Below are 15254 nucleotides of genomic sequence, written 5' to 3' on the forward strand. Positions count from 1 at the left end.
GTCAGCGCACTCAGAAGTGGTACGTCACCACCAGCCGCGTGTTGCGTTCGTAGATCGGGCGACCGTAGATCGGCGCGCGCGTGCCCTGGCCGGAGATGGTGTCGGTGCGCGGGTTGCCTTCGGTCAATGCGAAGGTGTTGGTCAAGTTATCGACCGACAACTGCACATCCCACGGCCCGCTGCGCACCAGGATGTTGGCCGCCAAGGTGTCGTAAGCAGCCAGTACGGTGGTGTTCTCCAGGTCGGCGTAGCGCTTGCCGACATAGGCGTATCGCAACGAGGTTTCCCAATCGAACGCGCCGGTGGTGAAGAGCACCGTGGGCCCCGCATTGCCGTAGAGCTTGGGCTGCCGGTTGGGCATGTTGCCGTCCACATCGACCACCGCCACCGCGCCATTGGCCACCACTTCGGTGAGGTCGGAGACCTTGGTGTCGTTGTAGGTCAGGTTGGCGTCCAAGCGCAGCCACTGCGCCGGCGTCCACACCGCCGCCAGTTCGATACCGGGGTTGGTGACGCTGCCGCGGTAGTCCTTGGATTCGGCTGCGCCGGTTTGCGGGTTCACCGCGCTGGTGCCGATGTTGTACGGGTCGTACTTGGTATAGAAGGCGGTGGCGAAGACGTCCAGGGTGTCGAAGTTGAGCTTGGTGCCCAACTCGAACTGGTCGGCGGTGGGGATGTTGACATTGCCTTCGTTGGCGCCCTCGCTGGGTGCGCGCTGCGCACGCGAGGCGCGGCCGTAGATGCCGACCATCGGGTTGATGTCGTAGTTGAAACCGGCGGTCCAGTTGGTCACGCCCACGTCCAGCGCGGTGTGGTCGCGGGCACCGGTCAACAGGCGCGCGGCATCGTCGGCCAGGGTGTCGGCCATGCCCAGGTTGCCGGTGGGGCGGGCCATGTTCCAGGCGCGATAGCGGTAGCGCTCGTGACGCACGCCGCCTTCCAGGCGCAGCGTGTCGGTCACCTGCCAGGTGTCGGCGAGGTAGGGCGCCAGCATGCTGGTGTAGGCCTTGCCCTGGGTGCGCGGTCGGCGCCGTAGATCACCACGCCGTCCTTGGTCACGCCGCCGACCACGTTGCCGGCGGCGTCGTAGCCGAGCAGGTCGATGGTGCGCGGGTTCTGCCGCATCTCGAACAGATAGCTCTGGTAACCCGAATTGTAGGAGCGCGCGTAATAGGCGCCGTACACGCCCAGCGTGATGTCGTGGCTGTCGCCGCCCCAATCGAAGCGGCGGTGCAGGCGCAGGTCGTCGGCGAACGAATCGGCGCGCACATTCATCGCGCGGTACTGGCCCTGGATCACCAGGCCGTCGGTGCTGGCCGGAGCGAAGCGGCTGCCATCGTCGGTGTGGACGTAGCCCAGCGAGGTGAGGCCGGGAAACGCAGCGCTGGCGGCGGCGCGGCGGCTGTTGGCATACGTGTTTGCATCCTGCGGCGCATTGCTGGAATACAGCGCGTCGAAGGTCATGACCAGGCGATTGACGATGGCCTTGTTGGACAGGCTCCAGCCGTTGTCGAACGCCAGGTCCAGGTTGGCGCCCAGATGGTTGAACGTCATGTGGCGGCCGTCGGACAGGTCGCGCAATTCCCGTTGCGGTGCGCCGTCGGCATCGCTGGACACGATGCTGGCGCGCTCCAGTTGCGCGGTGCTCAAGGTGCCGGTGAAGCGGTCGATCAACGGGTCCAGCGAGCGCGAGGTGTTGCGCGGGTCGTACAGCGGGATCGGCATGTAGAACGCGTTCCTGTCGTCCAGATGCTTGGCTGTGAAGGTCAGCTTGCCGTGCTCCAGCGTGTGCGTGAGGTTCATGCGGAACTGTCCGCCCTCGTCGGCCGGAAAGCCCACATCGCGGTAACCGTCGTTGCGGCGCACGAAGCCGCCGGCCGCCAGATACCAGTCGTCGGCCAGCTTGCCCGACCAATAGCCATCGAGCCGATACAGCCCGGTGTCGCCGACGGTGGTACGCACCGCGCCTTCGGGCGTGTCGCCGCCCTGGCGGGTGACGAAATTGACGATGGCCGCAGCATTGGAGGCGAAGATCGGCGAGGGCCCGCCGCGCACGGTGTCCACCGATTCGACCATCAGGTCCGGGCGCACCAGGCCTTCGGTCTTGTAGAAGTAGCCGTTGTTGTCCGGATAGGGGCTGATGCCGTCTTCCTGGATCACCGCAAACGAACCTTCGTCGGGAATGCCGCGGATGCGGTAGACGTTCTGCACTTCGCCGCCGGTGGATTCGGCATAGATGCCGGGCATCGAGCCGATCAGGCTGGCGAGGTTGAGCGGGGCCAGCTTGTCGATCTGCTCGGCGCTCAGCGCAGTGATCGCATACGAGGCATCGAATTGATTCTGGGCCTGGCCGGCACCGGTGACGATCATGCGGTCCAGCGAGAAGATGCCGTCCTCGCTCTTGCGCGTGGCAGGCGTGGAGGGTGCGGCTTCCTGCGCAAGCGCGGGAGTCGTCAGAGTCAGTGCAAGAACGACCGCGAGCGGACGACGCAACACGGCACGACGCACTCCGGAGAGGGTCCGGGTGTGGGTGTAGGGCATGGCGGGTTGGGGGCAGCGAGGGAGCCGCCCACCGTCGCAGCGCGATGTGTCCGGCACGTTGCGTGTGGCCGGATCACGCCAGATGGGCGATCCGGCGTCATCGTCCGTGATGCGTACCCGACCTGTGGGAGCCGGAGTGCCGAGCGCATGCCGCGATGCACCTGTCCTGTGCATCCAGGCGCGCGCGGCAACACGCAACCTCGCCAGGCGCACTACAACGCGTAGTTCGCCATCAGCGTGAGGTTGCGATAGCCGCCTGTGCCGCCAATCACGCGGATGAAGTAGCTGTCGATGACTGGCGCTGCCAGCTGCACGTTCTGGGTGGTGCCGGAGCGCGTCGAGCTGTAGTCGGCATCGCTGCCGTCGGCGCCGGGCGCGCGCGTGGTGCGCACATACAATTTGACCTGACCACGGCCGGACAACGTGCGGATCTGCAGATTGCGCGCATTGACCGGCACGTCCAGCCGGTACAGCGGGCCTTCGCCAGCGGCCGCGCTCACGGCGGTGACGGTCGCGCCGCGGGTGAGCAACACCGCCTGTTCCTCGCCGCCACCGCTGGTGACGCCGGCCGCCCGCGCGACGGCGGCATTGGCATTGAGAATGCCGGCGCCGATACGCAGCGTTGGCTTGACCGGGAAGGGGATCGAGGTCTGGGTCAGAATTTCGCGCAGCCTGGCCGGTGTCGGCACCGGCTGGTTGTGCGCGATGGCGGCGCTGATCGCCAGTGCCGCGACACCGGCCACGTGCGGCGATGCCATCGAGGTGCCGGAGTAGCCGGCATAGCTGGGCTCGCCCGGTGCGTGGGTGCCGCGATTGAGGCTGGACCAGACCAGCCCGACACGGACCACGGTGCCGCTCGCGGCGTCGTCCGGGTACACGCCGCCACCCGGGGCCGCCAGGGTCACGCTATTGCCGTAACTGGAATAGTACGCACGCTTGCCGGTGATGCCGGTGGCCGCCACGTTGAGCACGCCGGGGCAACTGGCAGGTGTGGAGCTGGCCGCATCGATCCCCTCGTTGCCGGCGGCGACCACCACGGCGGTGCCGCGCGCGATGGCGGCCGCAATGGCCTGGGCGGTGATGGTGTCGCTGCTGCAGGTGCCGGAACCGCCAAGGCTCATGTTGATGACCTCGGCCGGATTGGGGTTGTCCGGCACGCCGGCGACACTGCCGCCGGAGGCCCAGATGATGGCATCGGCGATGTCGGCGGTGCTGCCGCCGCAATGGCCCAGCGCGCGGATCGGCAGGATCCGGGCCTTGGGCGCGATGCCCACCATGCCGACATTGTTGTTGCTCAGCAGCGCGATGGTGCCGGCCACGTGGGTGCCGTGCCAGGAACTGTCGGACTGCTGGCCCGGCTGTGCGCAGCCGCCATTGCTGGCCAGGTATTTGTCGTCGCTGGTCCAGTCGCCGGTGTCCCAGCCGCCGGCCACCCGGCCATCGGTGGCGCGACCGGAAATCAGGGCGTTGCTGGTGAAGTCGTAGCCGGCATCGGCCAGCGACAGGTCCAGATCCGGGTGCCGGGTGATGCCGGTGTCGATCACCGCCACCACGATGCCGGCGCCATCGCCGTACTGCCAGGCCGGCAGCAGATCGATGCCGCCGTGGTTGGCATAGCTGGCGGTGTCCGGTGCCAGCGTTTCCAGATGCCCGTCGGGCGCTCGCAGATGCCATTGCATGGTAAAGCCCGGATCGTTCGGCGTCGCCACTGCGCTGGCGGTGGCGTTGGTGGTGCTGCGGATCGGCTGCAGCAGCAGGTTCGGTTCGACGTGCGCCACTGACGGATCGGCCTTCAGTGCCCGCATCACACTGTCGAGCTGGGCCTGGTTGAGGCGACGGTTGGGACGCACCAGATCGGCGCCGATCGCCAGCCGGCGCACCCGCTGCAGGTTGGGCGCGCTCTGGCGGTAATGGCTGGACCACTGCGTGCGGGTGGCGGGCGCGGCCATGATGGTGTTCAACCGGGCGGCCGCTGCGCTGGCGTCGCGGCGTTCGGTGCTGCCGTCGCGGTAGGTGACGATCAGGCCGTCGTAAAGACGCGATTGGGTGCCAGTGGTGAGGACCGACAATGACGCAGGCGCCGATTGCGCGTGGGCGGCGGGCAGCGCCAGGCTCAGCGACAACGCCAGCAGCGTCGGTGCCAGGGACGAACGAGAGGTCGACATGAGGAAGTCTCTGGAAGAAGTCGATGGGAGCAGGCGGGCGAGGGCGGGCAGACGGCTCACCAGCTGAAGCCGGCGCCGGCCGACACGCTTTTTTCGTTGCCGGCGACCGCGCCGCCGATGGACACGCTGGCGCGGTTGCCGAGTACACGCTGATAGCCCACCGCCAACGCGCTTTCGCCGCCCTGCGAGCCGATGCCCACACCGACCCGGTTGGCGCCGGACAGGCCGGCAGTGTTGGTCGCCATGCCGGCATACGCGCCGCCGATCGCGCCCATGCGGTCGATGCGCTGGTCCAGGTGATGGAAGCGGCGGTCGGTGTCCTCGCGCAATGCGCTCAGGTTGGTGTCCCAGCGGTCGATGCGGTTGTCGGTATACGCATTGGCCGTGGCCACTGATGCGGCGTCTGCGGCCTGCATCTGCTGCACATTCACCGCATCGGTGGCGGCGGTGCCGGCGGCGACGTTGACCACCTGGCGCTCTGCGCCGGCACTGCCCACCGACACCGTATTGGCGCGGTTGGCTACCGCAGCGCGGCCCACCGCTACCGCGTTGTCGGCGGTCACCGCCGCTCCCTGGCCGATGGCGGTTCCCGAGGCGGCGCTGACGCTGGCGCTTTCGCCCACCGCCACCGCATTGGTGGCCGCGGCGGCGATGCTGGTGTTGGCGCCCACCGCGGTGCTGCCGTCGGCATTGACGCGCGCATTGGCGCCCAGCGCGGTGTCGTTGGGGCCGTAGGCCAGCGCGCGGGTTCCCACCGCCATGCCGTTCTCGCCATTGGCGGTGGCATTGGGGCCGATCGCCACCGCGTTGGTGCCGACGCCGATCTGCGCCTGGCCGCCGCCGCCCACCGCAACCGTGCCTGCGCCTGCGCCTGCGCCGATGGTGTCCAACCCGTCCAGTGCCTGGTCCAGGGCGGTCATCGCCGCGCCGACGCTGGCGTAGCGGGTGCCCTGGATCACGTAGGTGCCGCCGACCAGCACACCGTTGTCGAGGACCGAGCCGGCGCCGAGCGCGGTGGCGATGCTCTGCAACTGCGAGACGTTGACCGCATCGGTGGCCGCAGTGCCGGCGGCCACATGGGTCAGCTGGCGTTCGGCGCCTTCGCTGCCGAACGCCACACTGTTGACGCGCTCGGCGGAGGAGCCGGCGCCCAGCGCGACGCTGTTGGATGCCAGCGCCGACGCGTTGAACCCCACTGCCAACGTGGTGTCGCCCAGCGCGGTGGCGCCACTGCCCAGCGCCGCCGCGCCGCTGCCGTTGGCGCTGGCGATCGAGCCCAGCGCCAGCGCGTAGTCGCCCGCGGCGAGCGCGCTGTCGCCGAGGGACACGCTGCTCAGGCTGGCGGCGATGGCGTGCGCGCCGATGGCGATGCTCAGTTCGGCATCGGCATGGCTATCGAAACCCACGGCGGTGCCGTAGTCCGACAGCGACCATGCACCCGCGCCGACGGTGGTGCTGCCAAGGCCATTGGCCTGGGCGGGAATGCTGGCGTTGCTGGCGCCGATGGCCACGCTTTGCTGCCCGGCGGCCGAGGCGGCATCGCCGATGGCGATCCCGCCATCGCCGTTGGCGGCGGCGCCGTAGCCGATGGCAACGCTGAAGAAGCCCGAGGCCGAACTGAAACCGCCCTGGCTGATCGCGCCGACGTTGCTGGCGCTGGCGGCATAGCCGGAGGCCAGTGACTGCTCGGCATCGGCAACGGCGGAACTGCCCAACGCGGTGGCGTACTGCCCACTGGCACCGGCCGAGGTGCCGACGGCCAGCGCGCTGCCGCCACTGGCACTGGACGCCCAGCCCAATGCGGCGGCGTTGCTGCCGCTGGCCTGCGCGTAGGTGCCCACCGCCAGTGCGCCGAAGCCGGTGCTGGTGGCGCCCTGCGCGTCGGAAGAACCGCTCCCGAAGAAGCTGCCGCCGATGGCGATGGACGAGACGCCGCTGGCCACCGCGCCGTCGCCCATGGCGATGGCGGCATCGGCCGAGGCGGTGCTGTGGTGCCCAACCGCGACCGAGAATCCACCGCTCGCATCGGCGCGCGCGCCCATCGCCACCGCGCGCTGTCCGGCGGCTGCGGCATTGTCGCTGCCATCGTTGAGCCCCTCGGCCTGGAAGTAGGGCTCGGCGGCTTGCGCCGACAGCGGCAGTGCCTTGTCGGTGGCCGTCTGCGCGTCGGTCGACTCGGTGGCGTCGGTTGGCGCGATGGCGGTGGTGTCGTCTGCGGCTGCGGCTGCGGCTGCCGCAGACGCAGACGCAGGTGTCGGGGCTGTCTGCGCAAACGCGGCGGAGCTGGCCAGGGCCAGCAACAGGCCGGTGGTCAACAGGCTGTAAGAGAATTTCGGAAAGATGCGAACGGCAAGGCGCGAGCATGGCGCCGGCAGCGGACGTGGCGAAGACATATGGGATACCTGGGCAGCTGCGTCGGGGGATTTATGCCCGATTAAGTCAGCCAGGTTTTCGTCGATCAATGCGCGAAGATTTCTGCGTGGCTCACGCTAGACTCACCGCATGCGACCGCCGGGGCAACGCCTTTTCCACCTGCGGCCACTCGGCTGGCTACGGCTCCGCTGGCGCAGTGTGGCGGTGTGGTTGCGACGGGTACCACTGCGCGACCCGGTGGATATGCGCAACGCACCGGCGCTGCAACTGTTGCTGCTGTATCTGGGCGTGGAGATTCCGCTCAACAAGGTGTACATCCTGCTCAACGCCAGGCTGCAGATGAGCGCCGTGCAGCTGGCAGTGGACCTGGGCACCGATGCAGCAATCACCCTGGCGGCCTGGTACGGCATCTGGCGGATTCGCCAGGGCGCGCTGAAGCCGGCCATCGGCACCTTCATCGCGGTGGTGCTGTGCTCGTCGGTGAGCGCCAACCTGGCTTTCGGGTATCAACTGCAGGCCTTCGATCCGTTCCCGATGCTGCTGCTGACGCTGGCGGCACTGGTGATCGGGCGGCGCGCGCTGTGGCGTGTCTATGCGTGCATCGCGCTGGTGTTTGCGCTGGGCATGGCCAGCCCCTGGGGGCGCAACCCGCGGGACGGACAGAGCCCGTTCCAGAACCTGCCCTCGCTGGTGATGAGCTATTTGATGATCACACTGGTGCTGGACCGTACCGTGACCGCGCTGCGCGAAAGCCTGCACCGCGCGCGACGGACCACGGCGCGCCTGCAGGTGGAAATCCGCGAGCGCGAACAGGCGCAGCAGCGGGTACTGCATCTGCAGAAGATCGAATCGGTGGGTCATCTGGCCAGCGGTGTGTCGCACGATTTCAACAACATCCTCGGCGCGATCCTGGGCTATGCCGAGCAACGGCATCGCCTGCACGAATTGGACTTCGATCCGCCGCGCGATGCGGTCGCGATGGCGCAGGCGCTGGACGGCATCGCCCTGGCCGCGCAGCGCGGCACCACCATCAGTCGCAAACTGCTGAGCTTCAGCCGGCGCGACCTGGCCGTGCCGACGCGCCTGGACGCGGTAGAGGCGGTGCAGGCGATTGCACCAATGCTGGCCCAGTTGCTCGGCGCGCAGGTGCTCCTGCGGCTGCACACCTGCGCAGAGCCGGTGCCGGTGTTCCTGGATCGCAGTCAGTTCGAGCTGGTCATGCTCAATTTCGCCGCCAATGCACGCGACGCCATGCCCGGCGGCGGCACTTTCACCGTGCGCGTATCGCGGCAGCAGACCATGGTGTGCCTTGCCCTGGCCGATACCGGCCACGGCATGCCGGCGGAGGTGCTGGCGCAGGTCTTCGAGCCGTTCTTCACCACCAAGCCGGTCGGCAAGGGGACCGGTCTGGGCCTGGCGGTGGCGCACGAACTGGCGCTGCACGCCGGTGGGCTGCTCAGCGTGGAGAGCATGCCCGGCGCAGGCACGCAGTTCGTCATGCGTCTGCCGTTGGCGCCCGCAGCCGCGGCATGAGCAGATATCCGGCGCCGCGCACCGAGGTCAGCGGCAGCGCCGCTCCGCTGCGTTCGAGCACCTTCTGGCGCAACCGGTGCAGCAGTGCATCCAGCCGATGCGGATCGATCTCCATGCCCAGGCTGTCGCCGAGCACGGTCAGCAGCGCGCTGCGCGTGACCAGCCGCCCGGACGACTGCCATAGGCACTGCATCACCAGGCGTTCGGAGCCGGTCAACGGCACGGCGCTGCCATCGGGTGCGAACAGGCACCAGCCGTCGTCCTGCAGCTGCCAGGGAGCGTGCGCGATGCCGCCGGGCTGGACCGATGCACCGGCCGGCCCGCGCGTGAGCCGCCGGGCCACGCTGAACAAGGTGGCGGCCAGCATCTCGATCTCCACCGGTTTGACCAGGTAGGCATCGGCGCCCTGGCTCAGGCCGCGTAGCCGGTCGGGTTGGTCGCCGCGCCCGCTCAGGATCACGATGCCCAGCGCCGGGCGCATCGCCTGCAACTGCTGTGTCAACGTAAAGCCATCGCCATCGGGCAGGCCGATATCCAGCACGATCAATTCGACGCTGGCACTCTGCAACAGCGCATGCAAGGCGCCGATGGTGCGCAATGGCATCACCTCGAAACCGTGGCGTTGCAGTCCTGGCAGCAGCACGCGGTCGCGCAGCACGTCGTCGTCTTCCAGCAACGCCACTCGCAATGCCGTCCGCGCGCAGCGGGCCGGGGAAACAGTGTCCGGACGAGAGAGGGTGCTCACGATGTGAATAACGGATGCATGTCGGCGTTCCGATGTAACGCGTTGCGCGGGTGGTCGCGCATGATGCCTCGCACGCGATATGGATTCGCTTCTGCGACAACCGACAGTAGCCAGTTTTCCTGGGGCTTTCAATGCGGTCGCGTCCGCAACACGCATTGCGTTGCAGGCATGCGTGCGATGATCCGCCGCGTTCCCCCGGGCGAGGTGTTGCACGCATGTCCGATTCGATGCTCAGCGATTTCGTGCAGCGCCATCGGCGCCTGTTCGTGCTCACTGGCGCCGGTTGCAGCACCGACTCGGGCATTCCCGATTACCGCGATCGGCAAGGCGGCTGGAAGCGTCCGCAGCCGGTGACCTTTCAGGCCTTCATGGGCGAATTGTCCACGCGGCAGCGCTACTGGGCGCGCAGCCTGGTGGGCTGGCCGCGCTTCGGCCTGGCGCAACCCAATGCCACGCATCATGCACTCGCAGCGCTGGAAGCGCGCGGGCAACTGGAAGTGTTGCTCACCCAGAACGTGGACCGCCTGCATCAGGCCGCTGGCAGCCAGGCGGTGATCGACCTGCACGGCCGGCTCGATGTGGTGCGTTGCATGGGCTGCGAGCGGCGCATGCCGCGCACCGAATTTCAGCGACTGCTGGAACGGGACAATCCCGGCTGGGCTGGGCTGGGCTGGGCTGGGCTGCGCTGGACGCGGCGCAGGCGCCCGATGGCGATGCGGATCTGGACGATGTCGCCTTCGAGACCTTCGTGGTGCCGCCGTGCCCGGTGTGTGGCGGCGTACTCAAGCCGGATGTGGTGTTCTTCGGCGAGAACGTGCCGCGCGAGCGGGTGGAGCGCGCGTTTGCGCATCTGCAGGCCGCCGATGCGGTGCTGGTGGTGGGCTCGTCGTTGAGCGAGAAGATGCCGTCCTCGCTCTTGCGCGTGGCAGGCGTGGAGGGTGCGGCTTCCTGCGCAAGCGCGGGAGTCGTCAGAGTCAGTGCAAGAACGACCGCGAGCGGACGACGCAACACGGCACGACGCACTCCGGAGAGGGTCCGGGTGTGGGTGTAGGGCATGGCGGGTTGGGGGCAGCGGGGGGAGCTGCCCACTGTCGTGGCAACATGTTTCCGCGGTGTTGCGTGTGCGCCATATCACGCAATTTGTGCGATACAGTGCCTAAATATGTGGCACGTTGCATAGTTCACAGCGGGCGCGACAATGCTCATCTTCGCGCCCGGATGGGTGGACTCAGCCCTGGGTGACTCAGTGCCGCATCACCACGCCAATCGTCCACCTTCGGTGTAATACCCGCCCGTGCCCAATTCGGACATCGCCACATGCGCGACTGTGGCGGCCGCTTGCTCCACGCTGCCTGGGCCGGTGTGTCCGTTGAGATCGGTCGCGGTGTAACCGGGATTGACCGCATTGACCGCAAAGCCTTCGCTGCGCAATTCCTTTGCCAGCAACACGGTGAAGGCGTTGAGCGCGGTCTTGGACGAGCAATAGCCCAGCACGTTGACCGCGTGATAGCGATAACCGGGGTCGCCCTGCAGCGACAACGAACCCAGATCGCTGGAGACATTGACGATGCGTTTGAGCGTGCCGGCGCGTAGCGCTGGCAACAGTGCCTGGGTGACGGCGACCTGGCCGAACAGATTGACCTCATAGGTGGCGCGCAGGTTGTCCAGCGTCGCGGTGACGGGCGTGCCGTCATCGACAATCACCGCCGCATTGTTGACCAACACATCGAGCGCGGTGCCGGTTGTCTGCAGCTGCGCCACCGCTGCGGCGATGCTGTGGGTGTCGGTGATATCCAACGGCACCACATGTACGTTGTCTGGATTGTGCAGCTTGCTGCGTGCGGCCTCGCCACGTGCGGGGTCGCGGCTGCCCAGGTAGACGGTCCAGCCTGCGTCGGCCAGGTGGGCGACCAGCGCCAGGCCAATGCCTTTGTTGGCGCCAGTGATCAATGCAACCGGTGCGGAAGCGGACATGCAGGAGTTCCTTGGAATCGCGAAGAAGTCACCCCAGACTAGGGGTCATCCGCCAGTGTGTACATTCGCATTCGTGAGCACCTCCTTGCCACTGCAAAAAACGCGTAAATCCCCGCAACAAGCGCGTTCGCGTGCCACCGTGGAGGTCATTCGCCAGGCCAGCATTCAGGTTTTGGTGGCCGAAGGACTGCAGGGTTGCACCACCACGCGCGTGGCAGACCGTGCCGGCGTCTCGGTGGGCAGCGTGTATCAGTACTACCCGAACCGTCAGGCCATGTTGATCGCAGTGTTGGACTGGTATTTGCAGACGGTGGTCCATGCGGTGGAGCAGGCCTGCGCGCAACAGCACGGGCGTCCGCTTGCCGAGCAATGCGAGGCGTTGGTGCGTGCGTTCGTACACGCCAAGTTGCAGCACGTGGATGTCTCGCGCGCGTTGTATGCCATCTCCGAACTGCACGGTGGTACGGCGTTGGGATCGCAGGCGCGCAAGCGCTCGCAGCAGGCATTTGCAGCCGCGCTCGCTACCGCGCCGGATGTGCGCTTCGACGATTGCGAGGCAGTGGCCGAGATCGGCATGGCGGCCATCACCGGGCCGCTGAGAAGCCTGCTGGAAGATGGTGCGCCAGCCGCGCGGGTTGCACCGCTACAAGCGCAACTGGTGTTGTTGCTGCACGGTTATCTTGCTGCCACCGGAGTTGCACGATGAATACCGCGATGGTTCAAGCCGGCAACACGCTGCAGGACTTCATCGAGCGCCATCGGCGTCTGTTCGTGCTGACCGGCGCCGGGTGCAGCACCGACTCGGGCATTCCCGATTACCGCGATCGGCAAGGCGGTTGGAAGCGCCCGCAGCCGGTGACCTTTCAGGCCTTCATGGGCGAGTTGTCCACGCGGCAGCGCTACTGGGCGCGCAGCCTGGTGGGCTGGCCGCGCTTCGGCCTGGCGCAACCCAATGCCACTCATCATGCACTCGCAGCGCTGGAAGCGCGCGGGCAACTGGAAGTGTTGCTCACCCAGAACGTGGACCGCCTGCATCAGGCCGCTGGCAGCCAGGCGGTGATCGACCTGCACGGCCGGCTCGATGTGGTGCGTTGCATGGGCTGCGAGCGGCACATGCCGCGCACCGAATTTCAGCGACTGCTGGAACGCGACAACCCCGGCTGGGCTGCGCTGGACGCGGCGCAGGCGCCCGATGGCGACGCGGATCTGGACGATGTCGCCTTCGAGACCTTCATGGTGCCGCCGTGCCCGCAATGCGGCGGCGTGCTCAAGCCGGATGTGGTGTTCTTCGGCGAGAACGTGCCGCGCGAGCGGGTGGAGCGCGCGTTTGCGCATCTGCAGGCCGCCGATGCGGTGCTGGTGGTGGGCTCGTCGCTGATGGTGTATTCGGGCTTTCGCTTCGTGCAGACCGCCGCGCGCAATGGCTTGCCGATCGCTGCGCTGAACTTCGGGCGGACGCGCGCCGACGATCTGTTGACGTTGAAGGTGGAGCAGTCGTGCGCGCAGGCGCTGGCGTTCCTGCAGCCGCCACCGGACCCGCTGCATACCGCGCCGGCCAGGTACGCCAGTGCGCGCTCTGCATGACGCAGTGATCCATCGCAGCGGTTGTGCGGCGGCGCGCGGCGCAGTGCAATGGGCATTCCCATCTCGTGCCTGGATGTTGCCTTGAGCCAGTTGTTCACCCCCATCGCCTTCGGCCCGCTCGCGCTCGCTAATCGCATCGTCATTGCACCGATGTGCCAGTACTCCGCACAGGACGGTCGCGCCAGCGATTGGCACCGCATCCACCTGGGCACGCTGTCGCAATCGGGCGCCGGCCTGCTGATTCTCGAAGCGGCTGCGGTAGTGCCGGAAGGGCGCATCAGCTACGCCGATCTGGGCTTGTACGACGACGCCACCGAGCAGGCGCTGGATGAAGTGCTGCAGTCGGTGCGGCGCTGGTCGCCGATGCCGATCGGCATCCAGCTGGCGCATGCCGGCCGCAAGGCCTCGACGGATCTGCCTTGGAAAGGCGGCGATGCCATTGCCCCCGATCACGCGCAGGGCTGGCAGACCGTGTCTGCCTCGGCGCAGCCGTTTCAGCCAGGCAAGCCCGCGCCGCAGGCGCTGGACGACGCCGGCATCGATGCCGTGGTCGCCGCGTTCGTCACCGCGGCAACCCGCGCCGAACGCCTGGGTCTGGACCTGATCGAACTGCATGCCGCCCATGGCTATCTGATGCATCAGTTCCTGTCGCCGCTGAGCAATCAGCGCAGCGACGCATATGGCGGCTCGCTGGAAAACCGCATGCGGTTGACGCTGCGCATCTTCGACGCGGTGCGTGCGGCGGTGTCCGAAAAAATCGCCATCGGCGTGCGCATCTCGGCCACCGATTGGGTCGAAGGCGGCTGGGATCTGGAGCAGAGCATCGCCTTGTCCAAGGCGCTGGATGCGCGAGGCGCGCATTACATCCATGTCTCCAGCGGCGGGCTGGATCCGCGTCAGCAGATTGCGGTGCAGGCCGGCTATCAGATCCCGTTTGCGCAGGCGATCCGTGCGCAGGTCGCCACGCCGGTGATCGGCGTGGGCCTGATCACCGAGCCGGCGCAGGCCGAGGCGATCCTGCAGGACGGCCAGGCCGATGCAGTCGCGCTGGCACGCGGCATCCTCTACGACCCGCGTTGGCCGTGGCATGCCGCCGCCGCGCTGGGTGCATCGGTCACGCCGGCGCCGCAATACCTGCGCTGCGAACCGCGTGAAGCGCGCGGCGTGTTCGCCAGCTGATCCGCACCACTGACGTCATACCGAACAAGGACAACGCATGCCGATAGGATTTCTGGGCTTGGGGACGATGGGCCTGCCGATGGCGCACAACCTGCTGCGCGGCGGGTTCGAACTGAGCGTGTGGAATCGCTCGTCCGAACGCGCCCAACCGCTACGTGACGCTGGTGCCACGGTGGTGGAGCAGGCGCGCGACGCCGCGCACGGCCCGCTATTGTTTTCGATGCTGGCCGACGACAACGCAGTGCGTCAGACCTTGCTGGAGCGCGGCGTGCTGGATGCGCTGCCGGCGGGCAGTGTGCACGTCAACATGGCCACCATCTCGGTGGCGCTGGCGCACGAGTTGACCGCACTGCATGCCGAGCGCGGCATCGCCTACGTGGCCGCACCGGTGCTTGGGCGCGTCGATGTGGCCGAAGCCGGCAAGCTCAATATTCTGGCGGCCGGCGATGAAGCGGCCGTTGCTCGGGTGCAGCCGATGTTCGATGTGCTGGGGCAGAAGACCTGGCACATCGGCGATGCGCCGGAGCAGGCCAATGCGGTGAAGCTGGCCGCCAACTTCTGCCTGGCCAGCGCCATCGGGGCCATGGCCGAGGCCAGTGCGCTGGCGCGCGGTCACGGCGTGGATGCCACGCAGTTTTTGGGAATGCTCACCAACACCTTGTTCGCTGCGCCCGCTTGCCAGGGCTATGGCCGCCTGATCATGCAACGCGAGTACCTGCCCGCCGGCTTCACTGCCACGCTCGGTCGCAAGGACGTGGACCTGGCGATCCAGGCCGGCGCCGACAAGCAGGTGCCGATGCCGTTGGGCGAATTACTGCGCGCCGGCCTGGACGAGGCCATCGCCCATGGCGATGGCAACGCAGACTGGGCGGTACTGGCAGAGGTCTCGGCGCGGCGGGCAGGGCAGGTGGCCTGATCACACGCATAACGCGGAGTTGGCCTTGCCCAGGGCGCTTCGCTTCAAGGCACGCCAGCCTACTGCTTACTCACCTAAGCTGCAGCAGACCTTCTAAAATATCGGCCCGTGACAGCCGCCGCTCCAGGGAGGATGCGATGCGACACCTGCATATCACGTGCGGTTCGACCGAGCGCACACCGTGTGCACTGGCGTGCGCCGGCGGCACCCGATGACCGACGCGCCGGTCATCGCCCAAGGCCCG

Annotated in this window: 11 protein-coding genes and 1 pseudogene; 6 read left to right on the forward strand and 6 right to left on the reverse strand. The window is 67.6% G+C overall.

Annotated features, from left to right (window positions below; all coding sequences use genetic code 11):
- Window positions 1–10 precede the first annotated feature (10 nt).
- The 4 genes from XBLMG947_RS23770 to XBLMG947_RS16910 form a co-directional block, all read right to left on the reverse strand.
- Window positions 11–994, reverse strand: a complete 984-nt coding sequence (locus tag XBLMG947_RS23770) for a TonB-dependent receptor domain-containing protein (protein WP_083993194.1) — start codon at window positions 992–994, stop codon at window positions 11–13.
- Window positions 958–2541 (reverse strand): TonB-dependent receptor plug domain-containing protein, encoded by a 1584-nt coding sequence (locus tag XBLMG947_RS23775; protein WP_139074419.1) that lies wholly within the window; start codon window positions 2539–2541, stop codon window positions 958–960. The genes XBLMG947_RS23770 and XBLMG947_RS23775 overlap by 37 nt, the downstream gene beginning before the upstream one ends.
- Window positions 2542–2753: 212 nt before the next feature.
- A complete protein-coding gene (locus XBLMG947_RS16905; RefSeq protein ID WP_065469777.1) occupies window positions 2754–4706 on the reverse strand; it encodes a S8 family serine peptidase in 1953 nt (650 codons plus the stop codon).
- A gap of 56 nt (window positions 4707–4762) precedes the next feature.
- Window positions 4763–7099 (reverse strand): YadA family autotransporter adhesin, encoded by a 2337-nt coding sequence (locus XBLMG947_RS16910; protein WP_083993196.1) that lies wholly within the window; start codon window positions 7097–7099, stop codon window positions 4763–4765.
- 223 nt (window positions 7100–7322) lie between these two features.
- Between XBLMG947_RS16910 and XBLMG947_RS16915 the strand changes: the two genes are divergently transcribed.
- Window positions 7323–8612, forward strand: a complete 1290-nt coding sequence (locus XBLMG947_RS16915) for a sensor histidine kinase (RefSeq protein ID WP_065469778.1) — start codon at window positions 7323–7325, stop codon at window positions 8610–8612.
- On the opposite strand, the gene XBLMG947_RS16920 is transcribed toward XBLMG947_RS16915, so the two are convergent.
- On the reverse strand, window positions 8575–9357 hold the full coding sequence (locus tag XBLMG947_RS16920) for a response regulator transcription factor (protein WP_083993197.1): 783 nt from the start codon (window positions 9355–9357) through the stop codon (window positions 8575–8577). The genes XBLMG947_RS16915 and XBLMG947_RS16920 overlap by 38 nt on opposite strands.
- Window positions 9358–9572: 215 nt before the next feature.
- Here XBLMG947_RS16920 and XBLMG947_RS16925 point away from each other — a divergent pair.
- Window positions 9573–10249 (forward strand): annotated as a pseudogene (locus XBLMG947_RS16925) (NAD-dependent protein deacetylase); the annotation flags it as partial.
- A 362-nt stretch (window positions 10250–10611) separates the two neighbouring features.
- On the opposite strand, the gene XBLMG947_RS16930 reads toward XBLMG947_RS16925, so the two are convergent.
- On the reverse strand, window positions 10612–11331 hold the full coding sequence (locus XBLMG947_RS16930; RefSeq protein ID WP_065469780.1) for an SDR family NAD(P)-dependent oxidoreductase: 720 nt from the start codon (window positions 11329–11331) through the stop codon (window positions 10612–10614).
- Between the two features lie 85 nt (window positions 11332–11416).
- Here XBLMG947_RS16930 and XBLMG947_RS16935 point away from each other — a divergent pair, with 85 nt between their 5' ends.
- From XBLMG947_RS16935 to XBLMG947_RS16950, 4 genes are read left to right on the forward strand one after another with little or no spacing between them, the layout of a single operon-like run.
- A complete protein-coding gene (locus XBLMG947_RS16935) occupies window positions 11417–12037 on the forward strand; it encodes a TetR/AcrR family transcriptional regulator (RefSeq protein WP_065469789.1) in 621 nt (206 codons plus the stop codon).
- Window positions 12034–12915 (forward strand): NAD-dependent protein deacetylase, encoded by an 882-nt coding sequence (locus tag XBLMG947_RS16940; protein ID WP_065469781.1) that lies wholly within the window; start codon window positions 12034–12036, stop codon window positions 12913–12915. The genes XBLMG947_RS16935 and XBLMG947_RS16940 overlap by 4 nt, the downstream gene beginning before the upstream one ends.
- A gap of 60 nt (window positions 12916–12975) precedes the next feature.
- On the forward strand, window positions 12976–14094 hold the full coding sequence (locus XBLMG947_RS16945) for an NADH:flavin oxidoreductase/NADH oxidase (RefSeq protein WP_065469790.1): 1119 nt from the start codon (window positions 12976–12978) through the stop codon (window positions 14092–14094).
- 37 nt (window positions 14095–14131) lie between these two features.
- Window positions 14132–15010 carry an NAD(P)-dependent oxidoreductase gene (locus XBLMG947_RS16950; protein WP_065469782.1) on the forward strand — a complete coding sequence of 293 codons (879 nt, stop codon included), beginning with the start codon at window positions 14132–14134 and terminating at the stop codon, window positions 15008–15010.
- Window positions 15011–15254 lie beyond the last annotated feature (244 nt).

Source organism: Xanthomonas bromi (genome assembly GCF_900092025.1).
Taxonomy (GTDB): Bacteria; Pseudomonadota; Gammaproteobacteria; order Xanthomonadales; family Xanthomonadaceae; genus Xanthomonas; species Xanthomonas bromi.

Excerpts from the sequence above, each read along its gene's own strand:
- XBLMG947_RS16910 (WP_083993196.1), bottom strand. The coding sequence starts at position 7,099 with ATGTCTTCGCCACGTCCGCTGCCGGCGCCATGCTCGCGCCTTGCCGTT.
- XBLMG947_RS23770 (WP_083993194.1), bottom strand. The coding sequence starts at position 994 with ATGCTGGCGCCCTACCTCGCCGACACCTGGCAGGTGACCGACACGCTG.
- XBLMG947_RS16950 (WP_065469782.1), top strand. The coding sequence starts at position 14,132 with ATGCCGATAGGATTTCTGGGCTTGGGGACGATGGGCCTGCCGATGGCG.
- XBLMG947_RS16930 (WP_065469780.1), bottom strand. The coding sequence starts at position 11,331 with ATGTCCGCTTCCGCACCGGTTGCATTGATCACTGGCGCCAACAAAGGC.
- XBLMG947_RS16905 (WP_065469777.1), bottom strand. The coding sequence starts at position 4,706 with ATGTCGACCTCTCGTTCGTCCCTGGCACCGACGCTGCTGGCGTTGTCG.
- XBLMG947_RS23775 (WP_139074419.1), bottom strand. The coding sequence starts at position 2,541 with ATGCCCTACACCCACACCCGGACCCTCTCCGGAGTGCGTCGTGCCGTG.
- XBLMG947_RS16915 (WP_065469778.1), top strand. The coding sequence starts at position 7,323 with ATGCGCAACGCACCGGCGCTGCAACTGTTGCTGCTGTATCTGGGCGTG.
- XBLMG947_RS16940 (WP_065469781.1), top strand. The coding sequence starts at position 12,034 with ATGAATACCGCGATGGTTCAAGCCGGCAACACGCTGCAGGACTTCATC.